The organism is Aliiroseovarius sp., assembly GCF_030148435.1.
GTDB lineage: Bacteria > Pseudomonadota > Alphaproteobacteria > Rhodobacterales > Rhodobacteraceae > JASBTN01.
Genome location: NZ_JASBTN010000081.1, coordinates 69,634 through 94,684, shown reverse-complemented (window position 1 = coordinate 94,684; position 25,051 = coordinate 69,634). Strand labels below are relative to the sequence as shown.

The following is a 25,051-nucleotide window of genomic DNA, read 5'->3' as shown; positions in this document are numbered from 1 at the left end:
TGATGAGCGACGATTTCAATATGTCCATGCGCAAGTTCCTGAAACAGGTCGGCGTGACCTCGCAGCAGGCAATCGAAGAAGCCCTGCGCACCGCGCCCGATTCTGCCGGCAAGAGCTTCACCGCCCGCGCGGTAATCACCATCGAAGAGCTCGGCATGACCCATGTGGTCGAGGGCGAAATCAAGGATCGGGAGTAACCCCTTGACGCGAGAGGACATTCTGAACGCGCTGAAAGGCGTGGCGGACCCGGCCGGCGGCGACATCGTATCCTCTGGCGTGGTGCGGGCCTTGAACCTGGATGGCACCACCGCGCGCTTCGTGATGGAGGTCGATCCGACCCGCGCCCAGACCTATGAGGGCGTCAAGGCCAAGGCCGAGGCCGCGCTGACCGCGCTGGGGGCAACGGCGAATATCGTCATGACCGCCCACAGCACCAAGGCGCCGCCGGATCTGAAGCCGCAGAAAGCGGCACCCAAGGGGCCCGAGAAGATCCCCGGCGTTGACCGCATCCTCGCCGTGGCTTCGGGCAAGGGCGGGGTCGGCAAGTCGACCGTTTCGGCGAACCTGGCCTGCGCTCTGGCAGCCTCCGGGCGGCGGGTCGGGCTGCTGGACGCCGACGTTTACGGCCCCAGCCAGCCGCGCATGCTGGGTGTCTCCGGGCGGCCGTCCAGCCCGGATGGCAAGACCATCCTGCCGCTGCGCAACCATGGCGTGACGATGATGTCGATCGGGCTCATGACCAATGACGACCAGGCGGTGGTCTGGCGCGGGCCGATGCTGATGGGCGCGCTTCAGCAGATGATGATGCAGGTGCAATGGGGGGCGCTCGATGTGCTGATCGTTGATCTGCCACCCGGGACCGGGGACGTGCAGATGACGCTGGCGCAGAAGGCGCAGGTGGACGGGGCACTGGTCGTCTCGACTCCGCAGGACGTTGCCCTTCTGGATGCGCGCAAGGGGATCGACATGTTCAAACAGATGAACGTGCCGCTCGTCGGCATGGTTGAAAACATGTCGACCCATATCTGCTCCAACTGCGGGCACGAGGAACACACGTTCGGCCATGGCGGCGTGGCCGCAGAGGCCGAGAAACTGGGCGTGGATCTGTTGGCCGAAATTCCGCTGGACATACAGATCCGTATGGCGGCCGATGGCGGCGCCCCGGTGGTGGTCAGCCAGCCCGACAGCGCACAGGCCGCGGCCTTCCAGTCCCTCGCCAGGGCACTGGTCGACGGGGGCCACGCATGAGCGACCCCGTCTTTCCGCCCCTCATGTCCGGCCTTGCCGTGACCGGCGCGATGGACGCTTTCGACAGCGCCTGCGCCAAGGCGGCGATGGGCTGCGACGCGGGCTTGGTCGTGCACAACCTGGGCGCCGACGTGATGCAGGCGGCGCTGGTGCTTGCGCCCGAGGTGTCCCTGGCCAAGGCAATGACCATGCTGCCGCTCTGCGCCGTGGGCTTTCAGAACGCCCTGGGCGCGCTCGCCCCACCCGAGGTGGCGGTGCACCTGGGCTGGGACGGGGCGCTTTTTCTGAACGGCGCGCGGTGCGGCGGGCTGCGGGTGGCCGCCTCGCATACCGATCCCGAGGCGAAGCCCGACTGGTTGGTGGTCGGCCTGACCCTGCCGCTCTGGCCGCCGTCAGCGGAAACCGGCGAAACACCGGATGCCACCGCGCTCTATGCCGAGGGCTGCGCGGATGTGGACGCGACGGCCCTGCTCGAAGCCTGGGCACGCCATACGCTGAACTGGATCAACCGGTGGGAGGACGAGGGCGCGCGTGCGCTGCATGCCGAGTGGCGCGGCCTGTCCCATGGCATGGGCGAGGAGCGCACCCAAGGCGACCTGTCCGGCAGTTTTCTGGGTGTGGACGAAGAATTCGGAATGCTCCTGCGCCAGGGCGACACCACCCATCTGATCCCGCTCACCGCCCTGTTGGAGGCCTGACATGAAACTCGCCCGCGCAACCCATCTTGACGAAAGCGACCAGTACGTCTTTGCCAAACCGGCGCGCACCGGCGAATGGTGCCTGTCCGGGGGCTTTGAATTCTCGAACTGGAGCGAGGGGGATCTGGTCGGCAAGGCGCGCCAGGCTTTCGCCAATGGCTGGCTGGGGCTGGAAACCGGCGGGCGCGTGACCTTCGTCGCCGTGGCCGAGGTCACGTCCGGTGAGTTTGAGGCGCTGACCGACACGCTGGCCCGGCATTTCGTGACCTATTACGGCGCGCCCAGTGTCGAGGCCGCCCGCCCGGTGGCCGCCGAGGAGCTGGCGCACATGGCCGAACTTTGCGACGAGCACCCGGACAACACGCTGCTGACCGTGGCACGCGAACTGACCGAAGCCGGCGTGCGCGAGGGCTTTCGCAAGATCGAGGCGCAGGCGGCGGATCTTGCCCAGTTTGCCGTGCACGGGTCGGTGGAGGACTGATCGAGACGTCCGCGCCTGCAACCGTTTTCTTCGAAGAGTGAAGCGGATGCGAATTCGTTCTGGAGAGCGAATTCCCGCTGAACGGACCGGAATTTTCGAAAATTCCGCCCCCCCCTCACCTGGCGTTGAAAGTGAACAGCGTCTCGCCGTTGATCCTGTAGCTGTTGATCAGCTCCCGTGCCGTGTCCGAGACCAGCCAGGCCTCCAGCTTTTCCACCAATTCCGCCTCTACATGCGGGTGTTTCACCGGGTTTACCGGCAGAAACGCATACTGGTTGAACAGTACCGGATCGCCCGCGAACAGCAGGGCCTGATCGGCCTTGTTGGCGAAATTCAGCCAGCTGGCCCGGTCCGACATGATATAGGCGCCCATGCCGGCAGCGGTGTTCAGCGAAGCCCCCATGCCCGCACCGACCGCCTTGTACCAGTCGCCCTCGGGGACCACGCCCGCGGCGGACCAGAGGCTGAGTTCCTTCTTGTGGGTGCCAGAATCATCGCCCCGGCTGACGAAATCCGCCCGCGCATCGGCGATCGCCACCAGCGCGGCGGCAGCGGAGTTCGCCCCGGCAATCCCGGCGGGATCGTCCGACGGACCGACAAAGACGAAATCATTGTACATGATCTCGCGCCGATGGGTGCCGTAGCCGCCCGCCAGAAACGCCTCTTCGGCTTTCAGCGAATGCACCAGGATCGCGTCCACATCCCCCGCCTCGCCCAACCGGATCGCCTGTCCCGTGCCGACCACCAGCAACTGCACCTCGATGCCCGTGTCCGCCTTGATCTGCGGCAGCAGGATGTCGGACAGGCCCGAGTTGTGAAACGAGGTTGTCACCGCCAGTTTCATCGCTTCGGCCAGCGACGCTGTGGCGGTCGTGGCGGCCAGAATTGCCCCCAGGATCAGACGTTTCATTCGACGATATCTCCATTCAGAAATGCGCGGGCCTGCGCGGTGGCGGGCGCGGGAAAAAACGTATCGGCGGCGGCGAATTCATGCACCTTGCCGTGCAGCAGAAAGGCGACCTCGGTGCCCAGGCGGCGGGCCTGACCCATGTCATGGGTCGACATGATGATGCGGGTTCCAACCTCGGCAACACCGTGCAGGATCTCTTCGATCTCGCGGGTGGCGCGACCGTCGAGGGACGAGCAGGGTTCGTCCAGGAACAGAAGCTCCGGGTCGCGGATCAAGGCACGGGCAATGGCAAGTTTCTGACGCTCGCCCCCTGACAGGACCGTGGCCTGCCGGGTCAGCATCGCCCCCAGCCCGACCTTGCCCGCCCAGACCGCCGCCCGGTCGCGCGCCTCGGCCCGTTTCACACCACTCAGCCGCAGCGGATAGGCCAGGTTGTCCTGCACGGTGCGGCGCATCATCACAGGCTGCTGAAAGACGAAGGCCTGGTGGCGCTGCGCTTCATGTTCCTCACAGGCCCAGTTGATCCGCCCCGCGCCCAGCCGGGCAATCCCGTGCAGCATCCGCAGAAGCGAGGTCTTGCCAGCCCCGTTCGGCCCGATCACCATGGTGGTGCCGGTGGGGTCGAGCTTCAGATCGACGGGACCGACCAGAACACGCCCACGGCGCCGGGTCAGCGCGCCTTCGACGGAAAGGGGAAAGAGATTGCTCACCAGCGCCCCTCCCGCTCGGTGCCGGACAGCATGTGGATGGCAAGGTTCACACCGATGGCGATGGCAATCAGGATGAAGCCCAGCGCCAGGGCAAGGGCGAATTCACCCTTGCCGGTCTCCAGCGCGATGGCGGTGGTCAGGACACGGGTGAGGTGGTCGATATTGCCGCCCACGACCATGATTGCGCCGACCTCGCCGATGCCCCGCCCGAATCCCGCCAGGGCGGCCGTCAGCAAGGCGCGGCGCCCGTCCCACAGGAGCGCGCGGATTCGCTGCCCCTGGCTCGCATTCATCGAGATCAACAGGTCGTGGTAATCCGACCACAGCTCGCGCAGCGCCTGGTGCGCGATCGAGGCGATCAGCGGCACGATGATGATCACCTGGGCGATGATCATCGCCGTGGGGGTGAACAGCAGGCCCAGTACGCCCAGCGGCCCGGACCGGCTGAGAAAGACATAAACGATCAAACCCACCACCACCGGCGGCAGCCCCATCAGCGCATTCAGCACCGCTATGACATAGCGGCGCAGGCGGAACCGGCGCACGGCCAGGTAGGCGCCCAGAGGGAGGGCGATGACGCAGGCGACCAGAAGCGCGGTGAGGGTCACGCGCAGCGAACGCAGGCTGATCTCGATCAGCACCGGGTCCCGCCCGAAAACGAGCCAGAACGCCTGCAAGGCTCCCTCGAGAAGATCCGACATGACCGCGTCCTCTTTGCGGGGCCGCGCCCGGCGCCCCCTCCCTTGACCGGAAGCAATGCCACAGCCGCGGGTTTTGAAAAACCGCGAATGTCGGGAAACACCCACGCTTGGTTCAATTGTCCCTTCCACAAGGGACATTTTGGCCCAGAATAGACAAAACGACCCGGGATGCGCGTATTAAAACCGACCGGTGTCCGGCCGCATCCGTCTTGTGGCCGGGCGCCATTGCCACGGCGCCTGTGCGCTCCTACCATCGGCGAGCCGGGCGGAAGACAGGGGGAAAAGTTCGGATGAAATCGGTTCGTTTCAAGCTGTTGATCCTGGCGCTTCTGCCGCTGATGGTGCTGATGCCTCTGCTTCTGCTCCTGGCGCAATCACGCTGGACGGCGGATTACGACGCCCTTTTGACCGCCAAGGTGGACAGCGACCTGCGCATCGCGGAACAGCACCTCGGGCGCATCATGACCTCGACCGGAGACCGCGTGCAAGCGGTGGCGGGTTCGGATGAGATGCGCATCCGACTTGCGGCGGGTCAGGCGGCGGTCGAGAGCTTTCTGGCCGAACGAGCCGAAGCGCTGCAGCTTGATTTCTTTTACTACCTGCCCGCAGAGGACATCGGCGAGGAGGCCAGATGGCCGGTCGTGGCCCAGGCGCTGGCCGGCCAGCAAACCGCCCAGATCGACATCTTTCCGGCCGAAGTCCTGGCCCGGTTTCCGGGACTCGCTGACCGCGCCTATCTGGATCTGATCGACACCGAAGCCGCCGTGCCCACCGACCGCATGGCCGAAGACCGCGGCATGGTCATCCACACCGCAGCCCCGGTCCGCATCTCGGGCCAGGAAGGCGTGCTGGTCGGTGGCATCCTTCTGAACCGCAACCTCGATTTCATCGACAGGGTCAACGCGCTGGTCTACCTGAACGCGGCCACGGGGGGCGAGCGTCAGGGCACCGCGACCTTGTTCCTGGAAGACGTGCGCGTCTCAACCAATGTGCGCCTGTTCGAAGATGTGCGCGCCCTGGGAACCCGCGTGTCTGCCGAGGTCCGCCACGCCGTACTGACCGAGGGCCGCACATGGCTCAACCGGGCCTTCGTGGTGAACGATTGGTACATCTCCGGCTACCTGCCCCTGATCGACAGTTTCGGCAATCGGGTCGGGATGTTGTATGTGGGATTCCTGGAAGCGCCCTTCACGGGGGCCAAGCGCGCCGCCCTTCTGAACATGCTGACCGCCTTTGGCGCCGTCCTGGTCCTCTCCGCCCCCATCTTTCTGCGCATGGCGCGCGGCATCTTCTCGCCGCTCGAACGCATGACCTGGACGATGAAACGGGTCGAACGCGGCGACCTGGCGGCCCGCAATGGCGATGTCGGATCGCAGGATGAAATCGGCCAGGTGGCCACCCATCTGGACACACTGCTGAACCAGGTGCAGGAACGCGACCAGGCCTTGCGCGACTGGGCCAACGAGTTGAACGCCCGGGTAGACCGGCGCACCGCCGAACTGCAGGAGACCAACCAGAAGCTAGAAGACACGTTCCAGCAACTGGTGATGAGCGAGAAGCTCGCCTCGATCGGCGAGATCACCGCCGGGGTGGCCCATGAGATCAACAACCCGGTTGCGGTGATCCAGGGCAATGTCGACGTGGTGCGCCTTTCGCTGGGCGCAGAGGCCGAAGCGGTGAAGACCGAACTCGATCTGATCGACCGGCAGGTGCAGCGCATCGACGGCATTGTCGGTAAACTGCTGCAATTTGCGCGCCCGGTTGACTACGGCCGATCCGATGTGGGGGCCTCGGTTGCGCAGGTGGCTGGCGAATGCCTTGGGCTCGTCGGCCATGTGCGGTCCCGGCAGGAGGTCGCGCTGCTCCCGGACTTCCGCGACGCGCCCGAGGTCGGCATCCACCCCGGCGAGTTGCAGCAGGTGGTGGTGAACCTTCTGGTCAATGCGATCCAGGCGATGGAGGGCACGGGACGCGTCGACATCACGGTGCGCCGGGCCGCACGCGACGGGCAGGAGGGAACCGAGCTGGTGGTCGCCGACAATGGCCCGGGCATCGACGAGGCAAGTCTGGCGCGGGTTTTCGACCCGTTCCACACCACCAAGCCGGGCGAAGGCACCGGGCTGGGCCTGTCGATCAGCCAGACCCTGATCCGCCGCGCGGGCGGGCGCATCTCGGCGCGCAACCGGCCCGAAGGGGGGGCGGAGTTCACCGTCTGGCTGCCCGCGTTGACCGAAGAGGCCGTGTAACCACGGCCTCTCCCCCTTGCCGTGGCGCGCTCGCCCCCGTATCTAACCCCCAACACCGAATGCAAAGGAGCGTGACATGCTGAAGGGTTTGGGCGGGCTTGGCGACATGGCCAAGATGATGAAGACCGCACAGGAAATGCAGAGCAAGATGGTCGAGATGCAGGAGAGCCTTGAAACCATGACCGTGACCGGCGAAAGCGGCGCGGGTCTGGTCAAGGCCACCGCAACCGCCAAGGGTGTTCTGACCGGCCTGGACATCGACCCGTCGATCTTCAACCCGGACGAAAAGGAAGTGGTCGAGGACCTGATCCTGGCCGCGATCAAGGACGCCCAAGCCAAGGCGAAGGCCAAGAGCGAAGAGGAAATGGCCGCCCTGACCGAGGGCATGGGCCTGCCCAAGGATATGAAACTGCCCTTCTGAGGGTGGTTTCCCCGTCTCGATGGACGCCCCGCGCGAGATCGAAGAGCTGATCGAGCTCATGGCCAAGCTGCCGGGCCTGGGCCCGCGCTCGGCCCGTCGCGCGGTTTTGTACCTGATCCGCAAGCGGGGCCTCGTGCTGGCCCCGCTGGCCGATGCCATGCAGGTTGTGGCCGAACGCGCCCGCGAATGCCTGACCTGCGGCAATGTCGGCACGTCGGAGATCTGCGAAATCTGCGCCAGCGAAAAGCGCGCCAATGGCGAGATCTGCGTGGTCGAGGAGGTGGCCGACCTCTGGGCGATGGAACGCGCAGGCGTCTTTGCCGGGCGCTACCACGTGCTGGGCGGGACCCTGTCGGCGCTCGACTCCATCGGGCCGGACGAGCTGGGCATCCCGCGACTGGTCAATCGGGTTGAGGCCGAGGGCGTGACCGAGGTCATCCTGGCCTTGAATGCGACGGTCGACGGCCAGACCACCGCCCATTACATCGCCGAAGAGCTTGAAACCCGCTGCAAGGTCACATCGCTGGCCCAGGGCGTACCGATCGGTGGTGAACTGGATTACCTGGACGACGGGACCATCACCGCAGCCCTGAAGGCCCGCAAGAGCCTGTGACGCTAGCGCTCAAAACCATGAAATGGTCCGCCAACGCCATCCCTCGCGAGCAAGCCTCGCAGGGGCGCAGGCGGGCTGCGGGAGCTCGCGGAGCCCCGCAACGCATCGGGCAAAGGCGCGGGCTATTCCACCGCGCGGATCAGCTTGCGCTCCAGCACGCGTAACACGGTTTTCAGGTCCTGACCCCGTTTCAGGATCTGCCTGTCCATGCCGATGACGCTGTACTGGCCCTGCTTCAGACGCAGGGCCGGGCGTTTTTCGATCCGGTAGAGCGGGTGTTCGGCGGTTCGTCTGAACACGTCGAACACGGCAACATCCTTGAGGAAGCTCATGCCATAGTCGCGCCATTCTCCGGCAGCGACCATGCGCCCGTACAGCCCCATGATGGTGCCCAACTCGTGCCTGTCGAAGGCCACCTGCTGGCCCTGCCCCGATGCTGAACCTTGGCCCGGAATGGGTGTTGGTGTCTGCATATTCATGCCCTCAGCCTGCCCGCAAAGGGTAAACAAATCAATCCCTGCCCGAATTTCGCCTCGAAATGACCACTGGTTTTCCACGGCCGTTCCATGCTGTTGCCGCCAGCACAACCGACAAAACTCCTGTAGCGAGCACATGCTCACCCGGCGCCACGATGTACAGCCCCCACCCAGTTCGTGGCGCCGGAACTACAAGTGAAACCCCGCTTCAGGCGGGGTTTTCGCGTTTTAGTGCCGTCAACAACCAACCCGGACCGGGGGTTGCCGCGGCCTCCCCCCTCCCCCAGAAGAAACACTATTGACCGCACGGTCGGGTTTGTGCATCCTAGTCTCAAGGGATTTTGGGAGGAGCCCCTGAGAATGACACCCCAGGAACGTGCAGAACGCGCGGCGGCGTCCATGTGGGCAGGCGACCGCGCCAGCCAGGACGCCGGCATGACTCTGGTCGAGATCGGCCCGGGCACCGCGACAATCACCATGCCGGTGCGCGAGGATATGGCCAATGGCCATGGCATCGCCCACGGAGGCTATGTCTTTACCCTGGCCGACAGCGCCTTTGCCTTTGCCTGCAACAGCTACAACACATCCGTCGTGGCGCAGCATAATTCGATCACCTACCTGACCCCGGGCCGGATCGGCGAGACCCTGACCGCCACTGCCCACGAGGTCGCCCTGGCCGGACGCTCCGGCATCTATGACGTGCTGATCACCGGCGAGGACGGGCGCCCGATTGCCCAGTTCCGCGGCCATTCCCGCCAGATCACGGGCCAGAATTTCGACGAATCCGAACACGAACCCGCAGAAGATATTGCCGGCTGAACCCGGCCAATAGAAGGAGACGGGGGCCCGCGCCCCGTGGAGAAAACCATGAAAGACCTGACCCCGCGCCGCGAGGACCTGGATCCGATCGAAATCGCCTCGCGCGACGAGATCGGCGCACTACAGCTTAACCGCATGAAATGGTCGCTGCGCCATGCCTATGACAACGTACCCTTCTACCGCCAGAAATTCGACGAGGCGGGGGTGCATCCCGATGACCTCAAGTCCCTGTCGGACCTGTCAAAATTCCCCTTCACGGTCAAACAGGACTTGCGCGACAACTATCCCTTCGGCCTGTTTGCCGTGCCGCGCGAACAGATCGCACGCATTCACGCCAGCTCCGGCACCACCGGGCAGCCGACGGTGGTTGGCTATACCGCCAGTGACCTGAAGATGTGGGGCAGCGTGGTCGGGCGCAGCCTGCGCGCTTCCGGCCTGCGTCCCGGTGACGTGCTGCACAACGCCTATGGCTACGGGTTGTTCACCGGGGGCATGGGCGTACATGGCGGGGCCGAGCAATACGGGCTGACCGTGGTGCCTGTCTCGGGCGGTATGACTCAGCGTCAGGTGCGCCTGATCGAGGACTTCCGCGCCGACGGCATCACCGTCACCCCGTCCTACGCCTTGTCGATCCTGGACGAATACGCGCGCAAGGGGCGCGACCCGCGCGAAAGCCCGCTGAAAGTCGGCATCTTCGGTGCCGAGCCCTGGACCAACGCCATGCGGCTGGAAATCGAAGCCGCGTTCGACATGCACGCGGTGGACATCTACGGTCTGTCCGAAGTCATCGGCCCCGGCGTCGCCAATGAATGCGTCGAGACCAAGGACGGGCTGCACGTCTGGGAGGACCATTTCTATCCCGAGATCATCAACCCGACCACCGGCGAGGTGGTCGAGGATGGCGAAATGGGCGAGCTGGTCTTTACCTCGCTGACCAAGGAAGGTTTCCCCATCATCCGCTACCGCACCCGCGACCTGACCCGCCTTCTGCCGGGCACCGCGCGCTCCATGCGGCGGATGGAAAAGATTACCGGCCGCTCGGACGACATGATCATCCTGCGCGGCGTGAACATCTTCCCGACCCAGATCGAGGAACAGCTGATGGAAGTGCCGGAACTGTCGCCCCATTTCCAGATCGAACTGGTCCGTCCCGGCCGCATGGACGAGATGCACGTGCATGTCGAACTGGCCGAAGGGCAATCGACCGACATCCAGGCCGACGCCGCACACCGCCTCAAGGGGCTGGTGAAATCGCATGTCGGCGTCACCGTGAAGGTCAATGTGACCGAACCGGGTGGGGTTGAGCGCAGTCAGGGTAAGGCTGTAAGGATCATCGACAACCGCCCAAAGGAGTGACGGATGCCGCGCGGGATCGCACGCGACCACGAAGAGAAACGGACCGCCCTGCGCAAGGGGGCGGCCGCCTATTTCGCCGAACACGGGTTCGACCGGGCCTCGATGACCGGGGCGGCGAAAAGCTGTGGCGTGTCCAAGGCGCTGATTTACCACTATTATGACAGCAAGGAAGCGCTGCTTTATGACATACTCGACACTCATCTGAGCGAGCTGGTCGCCGAGGTCGAGGCAGCGCCCGAAACCGACGGGTTGCGCGGGTTGGTGCGCGCGATCCTGCTGGCCTACAAGGGCGCGGATGCGGAACACAAGCTGCAGCTCGACGCATTGGGCGTGCTGGAACCCGAACAGCAGGCCCACCTTCTGGGCCATCAGCGCACGATGATCGCGATGATGGGAACCGCGATCGCCGCAGAGGCCCCGGGCCTGGCCGGTGATCCGACCCGCCTGCGCGCAGTGACCATGTCGGTCTTCGGCATCCTGAACTGGTACTACATGTGGAACCGGCCCGGCAAAGGCATGAACCGCGAGGAGTATGCCGAGATGGTCACTGACATCGTCCTGGGCGGCATTCGCGCGCTTTGATCCGCAGCCGGGGCGCAGGGTGCGGGGCGCGGGGGCGTTCACCAGCCCCCGTCCCACCCGGTGCAGCCGGAAATGGCGCACGCCGGCCTTCCTCCATCGCCGCGCGCCCTTTTCATCTTTCCCCAAATATCCTCGCCGAAGGCAAGAAGTCGCCGCCCCTCTCCCCGCAGCTCACCGGCGGAGACTCGACTCCCCATTCGCCCCGCAGTATCATGAACAAAACCAGAACACTCCTGCTGCTGCCATGCCCCAACCGCGTCGTATCCTATCCCTGTGGTTTCCGCGCCTCGGCGCGGAGCGGCTCTTGCGCGGGCGGCGCGGTCTGGCGCCCGGACCCTTTGCGGTGGTGGCGGATCGGGGCAATCTGCAGATCCTCACCTCGCTCAGTTTCGAGGCGGAACAGGCGGGTCTTACCCCCGGCCAGCCCCTGCGTGATGCCCGCGCCATGTGCCCCGAGCTGATCTCGCAACGTGCCAACCCGGTGGCCGAGGCCGCCTTCCTGACCACGCTCAGACGCTGGGCCGGCAAGTTCTCGCCCTGGGTGGGCGAGGCGGGCGGCACCGCCCTGCCGGTACCGGGCACAAAGGCGGAGGTGGCAGGCATGGACGGGCTGGTCCTGGACATTACCGGCTGCGCCCATCTGTTCGGCGGCGAGGCGGCGATGCTGGACGAGGTCGCCCGCGACTGCACCACCCTGGGGCTGAGCATGCGCGGCGGCATTGCCGACACGGTGGGCGCGGCCTGGGCACTGGCCCGGTTCGCCGGGGCCGAAGTGGACATCGGCCCGGGCGGTGACGCGATCGACCAGGAGGCCCGCGCCACCCGCTCGCGCGCCGCGCGCCGCCCCAAGGGGCCAGCCCCTGCCAGGACAAGCCGTGGGCGCCGCCATTGGACCCGTGGTGGTGCGCTGCCTGCGCCGATCCCGGGACAGGGGGCAGATGGCGACAATGCCAGCGATCCCTCACGCATCGCCCCGCCCGGCGCCCTGCATGCCGCCCTGTCCCCCCTGCCGCTCGCCGCCCTGCGCCTGCCTGCCGATACGGTGGCGGGGCTGAACCGGCTGGGGCTGCGCCGGATCGGTGACGTGCTGGGCACCCCCCGCGCCGGGCTCGCGCGGCGGTTCGGCCGCGATCTGGTGCGGCGTCTGGATCAGGCGCTGGGGGTGGAGCCCGAGCCCGTCTCCCCCGCCCGGCCACCGCTGCGCTTCGCCGTGCGCCTCGGCCTGCCCGAACCGATCGGGCTGGAGGAGGATGTGATGGCCGGGGTCGACCGGTTGCTGCCCGAGCTCTGCGCCCGGCTGCGCACCAAGGGGCGCGGCGCGCGGGTGGTGCGGCTGGAACTGTCGCGGGTGGATCACGGGCTTCAGGTGATCGAGGTTGCCCTGGCCCGCCCCGCGGCAGATCCCGATCGCATCCGGCCGCTGCTGGCGATGAAACTGGGCGACGTGGACGCGGGGTTCGGCTTTGATCAGCTGCGCCTGGTGGCCCCGGTGCATGAGGCGGTGCGCCCCGAACAGCATCGTGGCCCTCTCACCCGGCGAGGAGGCGCGACATGCACTGCCACCGGGACCGGGATCGAGGATCTGATGGGCCGCATCGGTGCCCGGCTGGGGCTGGAGGCGGTGACACGCCTGCACCCGGGCGACAGCCATGCGCCGGAGAAGGCCGAACAGGTGCTGGCCGCCGTCTGGTCCCGCCCGGCGCGCGACTGGCATGCGCCCCCCAGGCTCCGCCCGCTGCTGATGTGGCGCCCCGAACCCGTTACCGCGCCGGAACACCCGCGCCTCCCGCCCCGGATCCACTGGCGCGGCCGCTCGCTGGAGGTCGCCCGGGCCACGGGGCCGGAACGCATCACCCCCGAATGGTGGCTGGAGGAAGAGGCCTGGCGCTCCGGCCAGCGCGACTACTGGGTGGTCACGACCCGCTGCGGGCTGCGCCTGTGGCTCTATTACGCCCATGGCGCGGCGCTCTCGCCCGGCTGGTTCTGTCAGGGCAGCTTCGGCTAAGGCATTTCGGGATTAAGTCGGCTCACGACTTGACCCGCAAAACCCCATGACACCGCCCGGGCAAAGGCGGCGCTCGACACGATCAAGGGAGCCGGCCAGCAGGTTCCCGCCAGGTTCGAAGCCCCCCGAGGTTGATCTGAAAAGCGAGCCCCCATTTCAGGACGCATCTGAACAAAACTCCACTGCGGGGTACTCCCCCGCAAGGGTTCAGACCGATGGTGGCGGGGAATAGGATCCGTTTCATCGCTGCTTCGGAACATGTTTGTCGGTGGGGGACAAGGCAAGGTCGTTCCCAAGTTGAAAACATGCGGCAATTCGCGCAGTTTGTGCGAAACAACAGGAGGATCTCCAATGCGCACCCGTGCCGCCGTGGCCCTTGAGGCCGGCAAACCCCTTGAAGTGATGGAAGTGAACCTGGACGGCCCGAAAGCCGGCGAGGTTCTGATCGAGGTAAAGGCCACGGGCCTGTGCCACACCGACGAATTCACCCGTTCGGGCGCCGACCCCGAAGGGCTGTTCCCCTCGATTCTGGGCCACGAAGGCGCCGGTGTCGTGCTGGAGGTCGGCGAAGGTGTCACCACGCTGAAACCGGGCGACCACGTGATCCCGCTCTACACGCCGGAATGCCGTGAATGCCATGCCTGCCTGTCGGGCAAGACCAACCTCTGCACCGCGATCCGCGGCACCCAGGGTCAGGGGCTGATGCCCGATGGCACCACGCGTTTCTCGATGCTGGATGGCACGCCGATCTACCACTACATGGGCTGTTCGACCTTCGCCAATCACACGGTCCTTCCGGAAATCGCGCTGGCAAAAGTGCGCGACGACGCGCCCTTCGACAAGATCTGCTACATCGGCTGCGGCGTGACCACCGGCATCGGCGCGGTAATCAACACCGCCGGGGTCGAGATCGGATCTTCGGCGGCCGTTTTCGGCCTGGGTGGCATCGGCCTGAACGTGATCCAGGGCCTGCGCCTGGCCGGGGCCGACATGATCATCGGCGTCGACCTGAACGACACCAAGGCGGAGATGGCGAAGAAATTCGGCATGACGCATTTCGTGAATCCGTCGAAACTGCCCGAGGGCCAGTCAGTCACCGAAGCAATCATCGAGCTGACCAAGACCGAGAAGGATCAGTTCGGAGGTGTGGATTATTCCTTCGACGCCACAGGCAACGTGCAGGTGATGCGCGACGCGCTGGAATGCTCGCACCGGGGTTGGGGCGTGTCGGTCATCATCGGCGTTGCGCCTGCGGGCGCCGAAATCTCGACCCGCCCGTTCCAGTTGGTCACTGGCCGGGTCTGGAAAGGCACGGCCTTCGGCGGCGCCAAGGGCCGCACCGACGTGCCAAAATTCGTCGACTGGTACATGGACGGCAAGATCGAGATCGACGACATGATCACGCACAAGCTGACTCTGGACCAGATCAACGAAGGCTTTGACCTGATGCACGAGGGCACGTCGATCCGCGCGGGCGTGGAAGTCTGAGGTAAATTTCTGATCCCGCCCGTCAGACATGCGAAAGGGGAGGCCACGGCCTCCCCTTTTCTGTAGGGTCCGGTCTGATCAGGCTTCGGCGTCGGACCCTGCATCCCGGCCCAGACCATTTGCCATTTCCTTGTCCAGCAGCAGCAGGTTCCAGCGGTTGTCGCCCGCCGCATCCACCTGGTCCAGAACGGTGCGGAACAGGTCCTCTTCCTCGGTCTGTTCCTCGATGAACCATTGCAGCATGTTCTGGGTCGAGAACTCCCGTTCCGACTGGGCCAGCTCGAACAGAGCGTTGATCTGTGCGGTCACGCTGCGCTCGTGCGCCAAGGCAGCCTCCAGCACCTCCTTGGCACTGCTGTAATCGGCTTGAGGCGCGGCAATGCCCTGAAGCTCGACCGGAGCGTCACGGCGCACAAGGAAGTCATAGATGCGCATGCCGTGTTCGGTCTCTTCGGTGCTGTGACCACGGAACCATTGGGCAAATCCGGGCAGCCCGTTATTGTCGAACCAGGCAGCCATCGACAGATAGATATAAGAGGCGTTCAGCTCCGCATTGATCTGGTTGTTCAGCGCGGTGGCAACATTGGCGTTCAGGGTCATGGGCTTTCCTTCGGATCACTGTTTAGAATGAATCTAAGTTGGTGATGGCGGAAAAACAACTGGGGCGACGCAAGTTTTAATTTAGTAAATTCAATAAGATAAACAATCAATAACGCTATTCAGAGTCACTCGCAGAACAGGGAGATAAGACGCGCGGACGGCCTGTAAGCCGGATTCTGTCCCGGGTTGCCCCGGTGATGACCATTCCTCTAGGCGGCCTGTTGCCAGGACGCTCAAGCTGCCAACCCGGATCTGCTGGGGCCAAGGCGGCCCCGGGGCGAACCCCGCGCGATCCCTATTTGGCATTGCTCCCGGTGGGGCTTGCCGTGCCGCCCCTGTTGCCAGGGGCGCGGTGGGCTCTTACCCCACCGTTTCACCTTTTCCCGAGCTTTCGCAGGCGAAAGCCAGGTAGTCTGTTTTCTGTGGCGCTTTCCCTGGGGTTGCCCCCGCCGGGCGTTACCCGGCACCGTTGCCTTGTGGAGTCCGGACTTTCCTCGGATCACGCCGAGGCAAGCCCCGACAGTCACCCGCGGCCATCCGGCCATCCGCGCGCTGTCTGACCTAGGCGCTGGGGGGGGCGGGGTCAATGGGGAAGCGCCCTGCGAGGTCGAGCATTTCCCCCATGTCCCGCGCCTCAAGCCGCCCGTGCGCCCAGGGGCGAAAACGCTGGCGAAAGGCATCCAGAACCGCGTCGATGCCCCAGGAGCTGTCATAGCCGAAGGTTTCTGCCGCCTGCAGGAACTCTGCTTCGTTCGGCGCAGCCTCCCGTGGCTCCGGCCAGACCCCCAGCCCCCGCCGGGCCAGACGTGCCCAGTCGAAGCGCCTGCCCGGATCGGATTTGCGCCGGGGGGCCATATCGCTGTGGCCGATCACGCCCTCAGGCGGGATGCCCCAGCGGGACAGGATGCCGGGCAGCAGCCTCTCCAGCGTCTGCATCAGCGGTTGCGAGAAGGGCTGATCGCCGAGATTGTCCAGCTCGACGCCGATCGAACGCGAATTCACATCCCCCCGGCCCCGCCAATCCCCGCCCCCGGCATGCCAGGCGCGTTTGTCTTCCTCGACAAGCTGGTAGAGCGTACCGTCACGGGCAATCAGGTAATGGGCCGAGACCTCGAACTCGGGGCAACACAGGCGCTCCAGCGCCGAAGGCACATCCTCCATCGCGGTATAATGCAGGACCACCAGCTCAGGCCGCAGCCCATCGCGCCGCTCGCCGAAATTCGGCGAGGGGTGCGGGATCGGCTGCATTTACTCGCTCACAACAGGGGCAGGAGCCGCCGCTGCCGCACGGGCCTGACGCAGGGGCGTCGGATCCCAGTAACAGGCAAAACCGTCCCCATCGGGGTCGAGCCCCTTGGGATCGCGCTTGGGCCCTCCGCGGCGCAGGAAATCCTGCTGGGCCAGGTCCGAGGAGGTGTATTCCGAGCAGTTCCGGGCAAACCGCGCTTCACCTGAAAGGCGCGACCGGGTGTAGAGCGGCGCGCCCACCGGGTTGTTGGTGGCCAGCGCAAAGGCGACGATCGACGGACCGGTTTCGCCCGGGCGGGGCGGCAGGTCGGTCGGTTCGATCTGGACATAGGCGGCGCGGTTGGCGGCAATGCGGGCCGCGTCGCTTTCGATAGTCTCCCGTCCGGACACGGCGCCGAAATCCTGCTCGTCCGAGATGCTGGTCGGAAGCGGCGCGGGCGGAGCCCCGGCGACGGCCCCGGCGTCAGCGACCGGAGCTGGCGTGGGGGCCGGGTCGCCATCCAGCGTTTCCGCGCTGACGGTGCCCGGCGCGGCCAGCGGCGTCGCGGGGGCCGGCGTCGCGGCAGAGGGCTGACCCTGCCCGGTGCGGGCGCGGTCATAGTCGTCGAAACCCACCCCGGCTGCCGAATTCGGCACCGTCGGCGCACAGGCCACCAGAGCGCCCAATGCAATTGTCACCAAAAGAACCCGCATCTCTTCCCCTCGATTTCAGCGTCGATCCCGGCGGCTTACCACCATTTCGCGGGCTTTGCTACGAAGCCGGCCCGATCCTCCAGCACTTGGGCGAAATTCAGCAGATCGCCCTCTTCCCAAGGGCGACCGATCAGCTGCAGACCCAGCGGCAGCCCCTGTGCGTCCAGCCCGGCGGGTACGGAAATGCCCGGCAAACCGGCCAGGTTCACGGTCACGGTAAAGACGTCGTTGAGGTACATCTTGACCGGATCCGCATCCGCCATCTCGCCCAGGCCGAAGGCCGCCGACGGGGTGGCCGGGGTCAGGATCGCATCGACCCCTTCGGCAAAGACGGTCTCGAAGTCGCGCTTGATCAGGTTCCGCACCCGGCGTGCGCGGTTGTAATAGGCGTCATAGAAGCCCGCCGACAGCACATAGGTGCCGACCATGACCCGACGCTGCACCTCGTCGCCGAAACCTTCGGCGCGGGTTTTCTCGTACATGTCATTGATGCCATCACCGGCGGCCAGCTTGGCGCGGTGGCCGTATTTCACGCCGTCATAGCGCGCCAGGTTGGACGAGGCTTCGGCGGGTGCGATCACGTAATAGGCCGGCAGCGCGTATTTCGTGTGCGGCAGCGAAATGTCCCGGATCTCGGCGCCCGCGTCCTTCAGCATGGCGGAGCCGTCAGACCAGAGCTTCTCGATCTCGGCGGGCATGCCATCCATCCGGTATTCGCGCGGGATGCCAATCACCTTGCCCTTGATGTCGCCGGTCAGCATCGCCTCGAAATTCGGCACCGGAAGGTCGGCGCTGGTCGAATCCTTGGGATCATGGCCGCACATGGCTTCCAGCATGATCGCCGCGTCGCGCACGTCCTTGGTCATCGGCCCGGCCTGGTCCAGCGAGGACGCAAAGGCGACAATGCCCCAGCGCGAGCAGCGGCCATAGGTGGGCTTGATGCCGGTAATGCCGGTAAAGGCGGCGGGCTGGCGGATCGAGCCGCCGGTGTCGGTGCCGGTCGCCGCAAGGCACAGGTCGGCCGCCACGGCGCTGGCCGAACCACCGGAGGAGCCGCCCGGCGTCAGGTTGCGCCCGTCCACCTTCCACGGGTTCACCGCATTGCCATAGACCGAGGTCTCGTTCGACGATCCCATGGCAAACTCGTCCATGTTGAGCTTGCCCAGCATGACCGCGCCCGCGTCCAGAAGGTTCTGGCTGACGGTCGATTCGTATTCCGGCCTGAACCCGTTCAGAATGGCCGAAGCCGCCTGACTGTTCACACCCTTGGTGCAGAACAGATCCTTGATGCCCAGCGGAATGCCGCACATGTCCGGCGCGTCTCCGGCCTTGATCCGGGTGTCGGCCGCGGCCGCCTGTTCCAGTGCCAGGTCCGGCGTCTTGTGCACGAAAGCCCCCAGGGCATCGGCCGCGTCGATTTCCGTCAGGCAGGCGCGGGTCAGCTCGACCGAGGTCACATCCCCGGCCTTCAGCGCATCACGCGCGGCGGCAATCGTCAGTTTGTTCAGTTCAGTCATTATTCGACCACCTTGGGCACGGCAAAGAAGCCCTCGCGGGCATCGGGGGCGTTCTTCAGGATTTTCTCCTGCTGGTCGCCATCAGTCACCACATCGGCGCGGCGCTTCAGCCGCATCGGCGTGACCGAGGTCATGGGCTCGATGCCCTCCACGTCCACCTCGTTCAGCTGTTCAATGAAGCCGAGGATGTCGTTGAATTCCTGAGCCAGGGCGGGAAGGCGGTCTTCCTCCACCCGGATCCGGGCCAGATGGGCCACTTTGCGTGCGGTTTCGATGTCGATCGACATGGGGCGCTCCAGATGAGTTTCGCCTTGTCGTTTAGCGTCCGGGGACCGGATGGGCAAGCATGTGGCGGCGGTAGGGCCGCCCCCGGGGCCACCGCATCGGAACGGCGGGCGTACCGAAGCGGTCGGGTCCACGTGACAGGCTCCGAATTGCTGCTACTGTGAGGTGAAGATTTGACGGGAGGATTGCAAATGAAAATCACATGGCTGGGCCACGCGAGTTTCCGCATCGAGATCGGCAACCAGGTGCTTTTGCTGGACCCCTGGATCACCGGAAATCCCATGTTTGACGAATCACGCCGGCAGGAGGCGATTGCAGGCACGACGCATGTGCTGATCACTCACGGCCACGGCGACCACGCGGGCGACGCTCCCGCGATCTGCACCGGGCTGGGGGTTCCCGCCGTCGGCATCTATGACCTGATGCAGTGGTGGGAAGGCAAGCACAGCATCTCGACAGTCGGCTTCAACAAGGGCGGCACGGTCATGCTGGGCGACGTGGCGGTGACGATGGTGAACGCGGTACATTCGTCCTCGATGGCGAATGGCAACGGCCCGACCTACACCGGCGCCGAAGCCGGGTTCATGATCGCAGCTGAGGGTCGAACGATCTATGTAAGCGGCGACACCGACATCATGGCCGATATGGAATGGATGGGCGATATCCACGCACCCGACATCGGCATACTCTGCGCGGGCGGGCATTTCACCATGGACATGTCGCGCGCGGCCTATGCGGCGCGGCGTTACTTCGATTTCAAGACCGTGATCCCCTGCCACTACCGCACCTTCCCGTTTCTCGAACAATCCGCCGAAGTGCTGGCCCAGGGCCTGCCGGGGGTGGATGTGATCGAGCCCGAGGTAATGCAGGCGATCGAGATCTGACCGGTTCAGTTTCCTTCGAAGGGAAATTGTCAGGCCAGGCAGACGGCCGCGAGACCGGGCAACTGGCAGGACACGGGCGTCTACACCTCTTCATCCGGCGTCAGCGGGCGCGACGGCACCCAGGCATAGCCCTCGGCGTCCAGGATCACGCATTCGCGCAGCCCGTGCGGCTTGTTTTCGGGCGCCTGCAACAGGGTCGCGCCATGCGCCTCGGCCCGGCTGGCAGCCGCGTTCGGGTCGCTGTCATAGAGCCGCAGCTCCACTCCCGCCCCGCGCGCCCCGGCTTCAGGCAGTAGCGCGGGCAGCGGGTGGCTGTGATAGGTGTGATCGGCGTGGATCTGGAACACCGCATCCCCGTAAGTCAGAATTGCGAAATCCGCCGTGACCCGGTGCGCCTGCATCCGGAAGACCCCGGTCAGGAACGCCACCTTGGCTTTCACGTCACGGGTCAGGAGGTTCACCCCCACCCCCCTCAGCTGCCGACCGAAATCCGCAGCGGAAACAGTTTCATAGTCCATGGCTACCTCCGCTCGGCAAAGAACGATTTCAACAGCAGCTCGGCCTCCTCGGCGCACAGCCCGTCATAGATCTCGGGCACATGGTGACATTGCGGGTGCGAGAATATCCGGGGGCCCTGTGCCACTCCGCCGGATTTCGGATCTGCCGCGCCGTAGTACAGCCTGCGAATACGCGCAGCCGAGATCACCATGGCGCACATCGGGCAGGGCTCCAACGTCACGTAGATGTCATGATCCGGCAGACGTTCGCTGCCTGCTGCCGCGCAGGCAGCGCGGATCGCCAGCACCTCGGCATGGGCGGAAGGGTCGTTCAGCTCCCGAGTCCGGTTCCCGGCCCGCGCCACCACCTCGCCGGAAGGGGACACGACCACGGCGCCCACCGGCACTTCGCCACGGGCAGCGGCGGCGTGGGCTTCCTCCAGCGCGGGGGCCATATGGCTGATGAACGGGCTCATGCAGCCTTGTTGCCCTGCCCGCGCCGCTTTGCCAACCCATTACCAGGCCTTTCCCTTCGAGCCGCAGCGCGCTATGCGGAGGCATGAGCAAGGATCAAAAGAAATCGCCCACGCCGACCACACCAGGCGAACGCATCGCCAAGGTGCTGGCCCGCGCCGGCGTCGCCAGCCGCCGCGAGGCCGAACGCATGATCGAGGCGGGCCGTGTGTCCGTCAACGGCAAGCGGATCGACAGCCCGGCCCTGAACGTCGGCCCGCGTGACAAGATCATGGTGGACGAAGCCCCGCTCGCGGAGCCCGAACCGCCGCGCCTGTGGCTCTATTACAAACCCACCGGGCTTGTGACCACGGCGAAGGACGAAAAGGGGCGTGAGACGGTGTTCGACGCCCTGCCCGGGGACATGCCGCGCGTGATGTCCGTGGGGCGGCTCGACTTGAATTCCGAGGGGCTGTTGCTGCTCACGAATGACGGCGGGATCAAGCGCCAGTTGGAACTGCCCTCGACCGGCTGGGTGCGCAAGTACCGTGTGCGGGTCAAGGGCGCGCCGACCGAGGACAGCCTGACGCCACTGCGCAAGGGCATCACCGTCGACGGCGAGCGGTTCCAGCCGATGGGCGTGTCGCTGGACCGCCAACAGGGCGCGAACGCCTGGCTGACCGTGTCCCTGCGCGAAGGCAAGAACCGCGAAATTCGCCGCGCGATGGAGGCGATCGGCCTCTCCGTGAACCGCCTGTTGCGCGTCAGCTACGGCCCCTTCCGTCTGGGCGAGTTGAAGGCAGGCGAAGTCGAAGAGGTCCGCCCCCGTGTGCTGCGTGACCAACTGGGGCTGGAGGAAACGCCGACCAAGAAACCGGTGCGCACACGCCGGGGTGGCACCGCTGAAAAGCCTGGCGAACGCCCCGCCCGTGCGGGTGCGGGCAAACCCGGCAAACCGGGGCGCACAGGTAGCAAACCGGGAGGCAAACCCGGCGCAGGCAGTTTCGGCAAAGCGGGAAAAGCCGGCAAGGCCCCGGGCACACCCCGTGCGACCGGGCCCGGACGGGGTGGCAAACCAAGTGGTAAACTGGGTGCAAAACCGGGTGGAAAACCACACCGGAAGTAACCCGGCGCCTTCGACACGCCGTGCGGTGACGGTTCAGAACAGCGATCCCTGCTCAGGCGTGGGAGGTTTCGACTTCTTTGCAGGCTTGGGTCCGGACGGCGACCCGGAGCCCGAGGGGGCAGCGCCCCCACCCACCGCAATCACCCCATCGGCGAACTCGATCTCCAACGCCGCGGCCCTGCCCGCCGCTGTCCGGGTTGTCACCACATCGCCATCGCCACGCACCACGGCATAACCGCGCCGCAGGGTTTCGGTATATCCCAGCGTCTGGCGCATCCGCTCCAGGGCATCCAGCCGCTTGCGATGCCCATCCGTCAGGGCGGCGAAGGCACGGTCCAGCCTGGCGCCCGCGGCCTCCACCCGGTCGCGCTGCGGCGCAAGTCGCGCGGCCAGCACATGGGGGCGCAACCCGGCCGAAGCCTGGGTCAGTTGCACCCGGCGCGCATCCGTCATCCCCTTCAGCGCCGTGGGCAGGCGCAGGCCCGCGTGGTCCAGCCGCTGGCGCGGCCCGTCCAGCAGCGCCTCGGCCCGGGGCAACGCCCTCGCCAGGTCGCGCAGCCGCTGGCCGCGCTGCATCACGCCCTGCCCCATCGCCCGGCTCATTCGCGCACCCTGATCCTCAACCCAGGACATCAGTTCCAGCCGCACCGGCACCGCATGTTCTGCCGCCGCCGTCGGTGTCGGCGCGCGCAGGTCCGAAACATAGTCGATCAGCGTCGTATCGGTCTCGTGCCCCACCGCCGAGATCAGCGGGATTCCGGACGCCGCCACCGCCCGCGCGACGATTTCCTCGTTGAACCCCCACAGATCCTCGATCGAGCCCCCGCCCCGCGCAACGATCAGCAGGTCCGGCCGGGGCAGCGCGCCGCCCGGGGTCAGCAGGTTGAATCCTTCGATGGCGCGGGCCACCTCCGGCGCGCAGGCGGCCCCCTGCACCGCCACCGGCCAGATCAGCACCTTGCGCGGAAAGCGGTCGCGCAGCCGGTGCAGAATATCGCGAATGACCGCGCCGGAGGGCGAGGTGATCACACCGATGACCCCGGGCAGATAAGGCAGGCGCTGTTTTCGCTCCTCGGCGAACAGCCCCTCGGCGGCCAGCGCCTTCTTGCGCTTTTCCAGCATGGCCATCAGCGCGCCTTCGCCCGCGACCTCGACCTCTTCGACGTTCAGGTTGTATTTCGACTGCGCCCCGAAAGCGGTCAGCTTGCCGGTCACGATGACCTCAAGCCCTTCCTCCGGCTGCACCGACAGGCGTGACGCCTGGCCCTTCCAGGTGGTGCAGGCCAGCACGTTCCGGTCGTCCTTCACGTCGTAATAGAGGTGCCCAGACCGCGCCTTGAACACGCGCCCCACCTCGCCGCGCACGCGGACCCGGCCGAAGGCGCCCTCGATGGTCTTTTTCACGGCACCCGAGATTTCGGACACCGTGAATTCCGGTGCGTTTGCGCCATTCTGCGGGGTCTCGGGCTCTTCGAAAAAGTCGGACATGGGGGCTCCGGTGTGACCTGCCTGCTGGGTTCCGCCCATCCTATGGCGGGCAGGTGCCAAGGGAAAGGGCTCAGGCTTGTGTGACCGGGGAAACCAGCCAGTGTGGCGGCCCGTCCCACGATTGGCGGGTCGTAGTCCGGTTACGGTCGCCGTTGCTCTCAATCGGCGCCACCAAGCTTGAGAATCCTGCAGACGCAGCATAGAAACCCCCAACGGAACTTTCTCGGCAGGAGCCTCCCCACATGAACATCCTCATTCTCGGCAGCGGCGGCCGCGAACATGCCCTGGCCTGGGCGGTGATGCAGAACCCGAAATGCGACCGGCTGATAGTGGCGCCGGGCAATGCGGGCATGGACGAGATCGCGGAATGCGCCGGGATCGACATCATGGATGGCGACGCGGTGGTGACTTTCGCGCAGGAGAACACCATCGACTTCGTCATCGTCGGCCCCGAGGCCCCGCTGGCCGTCGGTGTGGCGGACCGGCTGGAGGAGGCTGGTATCCTGGTCTTCGGGCCTTCCGCGCAAGCGGCGCGCCTGGAAGCCTCCAAGTCCTTCACCAAGGAAATCTGCGACGCGGCCAACGCGCCCACAGCAGCTTACGCCCGGTTCACCGCGCCGGAGCCCGCCAAGGAGTACATCCGCACCCAGGGCGCGCCGATCGTGGTCAAGGCGGACGGTCTGGCCGCGGGCAAGGGCGTGATCGTGGCGATGGAACTGGACCAGGCGCTGGCGGCCATCGATGACATGTTCGACGGCGAGTTCGGCGACGCGGGCGCCGAGGTGGTGATCGAGGAATTCATGGAAGGCGAAGAGGCGTCCTATTTCATCCTCTGTGACGGCAAGACCGCCCTGCCGATCGGCACCGCCCAGGACCACAAGCGCGTCGGCGACGGCGATACCGGACCGAACACCGGCGGCATGGGCGCCTATTCCCCCGCCCCGGTTCTGACCGACCAGATCGCCCAAAAAGCGATGGACGAAATCATCAACCCGACCGTCGCTGAAATGGCCCGGCGCGGCAGCCCGTACAAGGGTGTGCTCTATGCCGGTCTGATGATCAAGGACGGCCAGCCGCGCCTGGTGGAATACAACGTGCGTTTCGGCGATCCCGAATGCCAGGTGCTGATGATGCGCCTGGGCGCACAGGCGCTGGACCTGATGCTGGCCTGCGCCGAAGGGCGGCTGGACGAGGCGCAGGTGAACTGGGCCGACGATCACGCGATCACCGTGGTGATGGCCGCGAACGGCTATCCGGGCCCTTATGAAAAGGGAAGCGTGATCAACGGGCTCGACGCCCTGCCCGAGGACAGCATGAACATGGTCTTTCACGCGGGCACCACCGCCGAGGACGGCCGGATCACCGCCACCGGCGGCCGGGTCCTGAACGTGACCGCGCGCGGCGAGAGCCTGCGCGAGGCACGAGATCGGGCCTATGCGATGGTCAAGGGGATCGACTGGCCCGAAGGGTTCAACCGCTCAGATATCGGCTGGCGCGCCCTGTAAT

General features: G+C 65.9%; 27 protein-coding genes and 1 other RNA gene. 15 read left to right on the top strand and 13 right to left on the bottom strand.

Annotated elements, in window-relative coordinates; all coding sequences use genetic code 11:
* Nucleotides 1-2 precede the first annotated feature (2 nt).
* Genes Q1V43_RS15235 through Q1V43_RS15220 form a run of 4 tightly spaced genes read left to right on the top strand, consistent with a single transcriptional unit; the run spans nt 3 to nt 2,427 of the window.
* Nucleotides 3-197 carry a DUF6494 family protein gene (locus Q1V43_RS15235; RefSeq protein WP_300519824.1) on the top strand — a complete coding sequence of 65 codons (195 nt, stop codon included), beginning with the start codon at nt 3-5 and terminating at the stop codon, nt 195-197.
* A complete protein-coding gene (locus Q1V43_RS15230; protein WP_300519822.1) occupies nt 163-1,248 on the top strand; it encodes an Mrp/NBP35 family ATP-binding protein in 1,086 nt (361 codons plus the stop codon). Before Q1V43_RS15235 ends, Q1V43_RS15230 begins: the two co-directional genes overlap by 35 nt.
* The gene (locus Q1V43_RS15225; RefSeq protein WP_300519820.1) at nt 1,245-1,946 is read left to right on the top strand and encodes a biotin/lipoate--protein ligase family protein; all 702 of its coding nucleotides are present in this window, start codon (nt 1,245-1,247) and stop codon (nt 1,944-1,946) included. Before Q1V43_RS15230 ends, Q1V43_RS15225 begins: the two co-directional genes overlap by 4 nt.
* Before the next feature lies 1 nt (nt 1,947).
* Complete coding sequence (locus Q1V43_RS15220) at nt 1,948-2,427, top strand: DUF6505 family protein (protein ID WP_300519817.1); 480 nt, start codon at nt 1,948-1,950, stop codon at nt 2,425-2,427.
* Nucleotides 2,428-2,542: 115 nt separating this feature from the next.
* On the opposite strand, the gene Q1V43_RS15215 is transcribed toward Q1V43_RS15220, so the two are convergent.
* Genes Q1V43_RS15215 through Q1V43_RS15205 form a run of 3 tightly spaced genes read right to left on the bottom strand, consistent with a single transcriptional unit; the run spans nt 2,543 to nt 4,748 of the window.
* Nucleotides 2,543-3,337, bottom strand: coding sequence for a substrate-binding domain-containing protein (locus tag Q1V43_RS15215; RefSeq protein WP_300519814.1), 795 nt, complete (start codon nt 3,335-3,337; stop codon nt 2,543-2,545).
* Nucleotides 3,334-4,047 carry an ATP-binding cassette domain-containing protein gene (locus Q1V43_RS15210; protein ID WP_300519812.1) on the bottom strand — a complete coding sequence of 238 codons (714 nt, stop codon included), beginning with the start codon at nt 4,045-4,047 and terminating at the stop codon, nt 3,334-3,336. Before Q1V43_RS15210 ends, Q1V43_RS15215 begins: the two co-directional genes overlap by 4 nt.
* Nucleotides 4,044-4,748, bottom strand: a complete 705-nt coding sequence (locus Q1V43_RS15205) for an ABC transporter permease (RefSeq protein WP_300519809.1) — start codon at nt 4,746-4,748, stop codon at nt 4,044-4,046. Before Q1V43_RS15205 ends, Q1V43_RS15210 begins: the two co-directional genes overlap by 4 nt.
* Nucleotides 4,749-5,038: 290 nt before the next feature.
* On the opposite strand from Q1V43_RS15205, the gene Q1V43_RS15200 reads away from it, so the two are divergent.
* From Q1V43_RS15200 to recR, 3 genes are all read left to right on the top strand, one after another.
* The gene (locus Q1V43_RS15200; protein WP_300519806.1) at nt 5,039-6,994 is read left to right on the top strand and encodes a cache domain-containing protein; all 1,956 of its coding nucleotides are present in this window, start codon (nt 5,039-5,041) and stop codon (nt 6,992-6,994) included.
* A gap of 76 nt (nt 6,995-7,070) precedes the next feature.
* Nucleotides 7,071-7,415 (top strand): YbaB/EbfC family nucleoid-associated protein, encoded by a 345-nt coding sequence (locus tag Q1V43_RS15195; RefSeq protein WP_300519803.1) that lies wholly within the window; start codon nt 7,071-7,073, stop codon nt 7,413-7,415.
* Between the two features lie 19 nt (nt 7,416-7,434).
* A complete protein-coding gene (gene recR / locus Q1V43_RS15190) occupies nt 7,435-8,028 on the top strand; it encodes a recombination mediator RecR (RefSeq protein WP_300519800.1) in 594 nt (197 codons plus the stop codon).
* Between the two features lie 122 nt (nt 8,029-8,150).
* Here recR and Q1V43_RS15185 read toward each other — a convergent pair whose 3' ends face one another.
* Nucleotides 8,151-8,507, bottom strand: coding sequence for a DUF2794 domain-containing protein (locus Q1V43_RS15185; RefSeq protein ID WP_300519797.1), 357 nt, complete (start codon nt 8,505-8,507; stop codon nt 8,151-8,153).
* Between the two features lie 357 nt (nt 8,508-8,864).
* On the opposite strand from Q1V43_RS15185, the gene paaI reads away from it, so the two are divergent.
* The 5 genes from paaI (at nt 8,865) to Q1V43_RS15160 (ending at nt 14,754) form a co-directional block, all read left to right on the top strand.
* Nucleotides 8,865-9,323, top strand: coding sequence for a hydroxyphenylacetyl-CoA thioesterase PaaI (gene paaI / locus Q1V43_RS15180; RefSeq protein ID WP_300519794.1), 459 nt, complete (start codon nt 8,865-8,867; stop codon nt 9,321-9,323).
* A 48-nt stretch (nt 9,324-9,371) separates the two neighbouring features.
* Nucleotides 9,372-10,679: a phenylacetate--CoA ligase PaaK gene (gene paaK, locus Q1V43_RS15175; protein WP_300519792.1), complete on the top strand. Its 1,308-nt coding sequence runs from the start codon at nt 9,372-9,374 to the stop codon at nt 10,677-10,679.
* 3 nt (nt 10,680-10,682) lie between these two features.
* A complete protein-coding gene (locus Q1V43_RS15170) occupies nt 10,683-11,261 on the top strand; it encodes a TetR/AcrR family transcriptional regulator (RefSeq protein ID WP_300519789.1) in 579 nt (192 codons plus the stop codon).
* A gap of 244 nt (nt 11,262-11,505) precedes the next feature.
* Nucleotides 11,506-13,266, top strand: coding sequence for a DNA polymerase Y family protein (locus tag Q1V43_RS15165; protein WP_300519786.1), 1,761 nt, complete (start codon nt 11,506-11,508; stop codon nt 13,264-13,266).
* A gap of 351 nt (nt 13,267-13,617) precedes the next feature.
* On the top strand, nt 13,618-14,754 hold the full coding sequence (locus tag Q1V43_RS15160; RefSeq protein WP_300519783.1) for an S-(hydroxymethyl)glutathione dehydrogenase/class III alcohol dehydrogenase: 1,137 nt from the start codon (nt 13,618-13,620) through the stop codon (nt 14,752-14,754).
* A 78-nt stretch (nt 14,755-14,832) separates the two neighbouring features.
* On the opposite strand, the gene Q1V43_RS15155 is transcribed toward Q1V43_RS15160, so the two are convergent.
* The 6 genes from Q1V43_RS15155 to gatC all read right to left on the bottom strand — a co-directional run bounded on the left by Q1V43_RS15155 (nt 14,833) and on the right by gatC (nt 19,099).
* On the bottom strand, nt 14,833-15,354 hold the full coding sequence (locus Q1V43_RS15155; protein WP_300519780.1) for a ferritin: 522 nt from the start codon (nt 15,352-15,354) through the stop codon (nt 14,833-14,835).
* Between the two features lie 149 nt (nt 15,355-15,503).
* Nucleotides 15,504-15,903, bottom strand: an RNA gene (gene rnpB, locus Q1V43_RS15150) — RNase P RNA component class A.
* 12 nt (nt 15,904-15,915) lie between these two features.
* Nucleotides 15,916-16,602, bottom strand: a complete 687-nt coding sequence (locus Q1V43_RS15145; RefSeq protein WP_300519778.1) for an N-acetylmuramoyl-L-alanine amidase — start codon at nt 16,600-16,602, stop codon at nt 15,916-15,918.
* Nucleotides 16,603-17,295 (bottom strand): hypothetical protein, encoded by a 693-nt coding sequence (locus tag Q1V43_RS15140; RefSeq protein ID WP_300519775.1) that lies wholly within the window; start codon nt 17,293-17,295, stop codon nt 16,603-16,605. It abuts the gene before it with no gap.
* Nucleotides 17,296-17,330: 35 nt separating this feature from the next.
* Complete coding sequence (gene gatA, locus Q1V43_RS15135; RefSeq protein WP_300519772.1) at nt 17,331-18,812, bottom strand: Asp-tRNA(Asn)/Glu-tRNA(Gln) amidotransferase subunit GatA; 1,482 nt, start codon at nt 18,810-18,812, stop codon at nt 17,331-17,333.
* Nucleotides 18,812-19,099 (bottom strand): Asp-tRNA(Asn)/Glu-tRNA(Gln) amidotransferase subunit GatC, encoded by a 288-nt coding sequence (gene gatC, locus Q1V43_RS15130; protein ID WP_300519769.1) that lies wholly within the window; start codon nt 19,097-19,099, stop codon nt 18,812-18,814. Before gatC ends, gatA begins: the two co-directional genes overlap by 1 nt.
* Nucleotides 19,100-19,288: 189 nt before the next feature.
* On the opposite strand from gatC, the gene Q1V43_RS15125 reads away from it, so the two are divergent.
* A complete protein-coding gene (locus Q1V43_RS15125) occupies nt 19,289-19,981 on the top strand; it encodes a metal-dependent hydrolase (protein WP_300519766.1) in 693 nt (230 codons plus the stop codon).
* Between the two features lie 80 nt (nt 19,982-20,061).
* Here Q1V43_RS15125 and Q1V43_RS15120 read toward each other — a convergent pair whose 3' ends face one another.
* Together Q1V43_RS15120 and Q1V43_RS15115 are read right to left on the bottom strand one after the other, a co-directional pair.
* Nucleotides 20,062-20,499, bottom strand: a complete 438-nt coding sequence (locus Q1V43_RS15120) for a VOC family protein (RefSeq protein ID WP_300519764.1) — start codon at nt 20,497-20,499, stop codon at nt 20,062-20,064.
* A 2-nt stretch (nt 20,500-20,501) separates the two neighbouring features.
* Nucleotides 20,502-20,954 carry a nucleoside deaminase gene (locus tag Q1V43_RS15115; RefSeq protein WP_300519762.1) on the bottom strand — a complete coding sequence of 151 codons (453 nt, stop codon included), beginning with the start codon at nt 20,952-20,954 and terminating at the stop codon, nt 20,502-20,504.
* A gap of 83 nt (nt 20,955-21,037) precedes the next feature.
* Here Q1V43_RS15115 and Q1V43_RS15110 point away from each other — a divergent pair, with 83 nt between their 5' ends.
* Nucleotides 21,038-22,057 (top strand): pseudouridine synthase, encoded by a 1,020-nt coding sequence (locus Q1V43_RS15110; RefSeq protein WP_300519760.1) that lies wholly within the window; start codon nt 21,038-21,040, stop codon nt 22,055-22,057.
* A 33-nt stretch (nt 22,058-22,090) separates the two neighbouring features.
* Here the strand turns inward: Q1V43_RS15110 and xseA are convergent, their stop codons facing one another.
* Nucleotides 22,091-23,545: an exodeoxyribonuclease VII large subunit gene (gene xseA, locus Q1V43_RS15105; RefSeq protein ID WP_300519756.1), complete on the bottom strand. Its 1,455-nt coding sequence runs from the start codon at nt 23,543-23,545 to the stop codon at nt 22,091-22,093.
* 242 nt (nt 23,546-23,787) lie between these two features.
* Here xseA and purD point away from each other — a divergent pair, with 242 nt between their 5' ends.
* On the top strand, nt 23,788-25,050 hold the full coding sequence (purD, locus tag Q1V43_RS15100) for a phosphoribosylamine--glycine ligase (protein WP_300519753.1): 1,263 nt from the start codon (nt 23,788-23,790) through the stop codon (nt 25,048-25,050).
* The last annotated feature ends 1 nt before the right edge of the window (nt 25,051 follow it).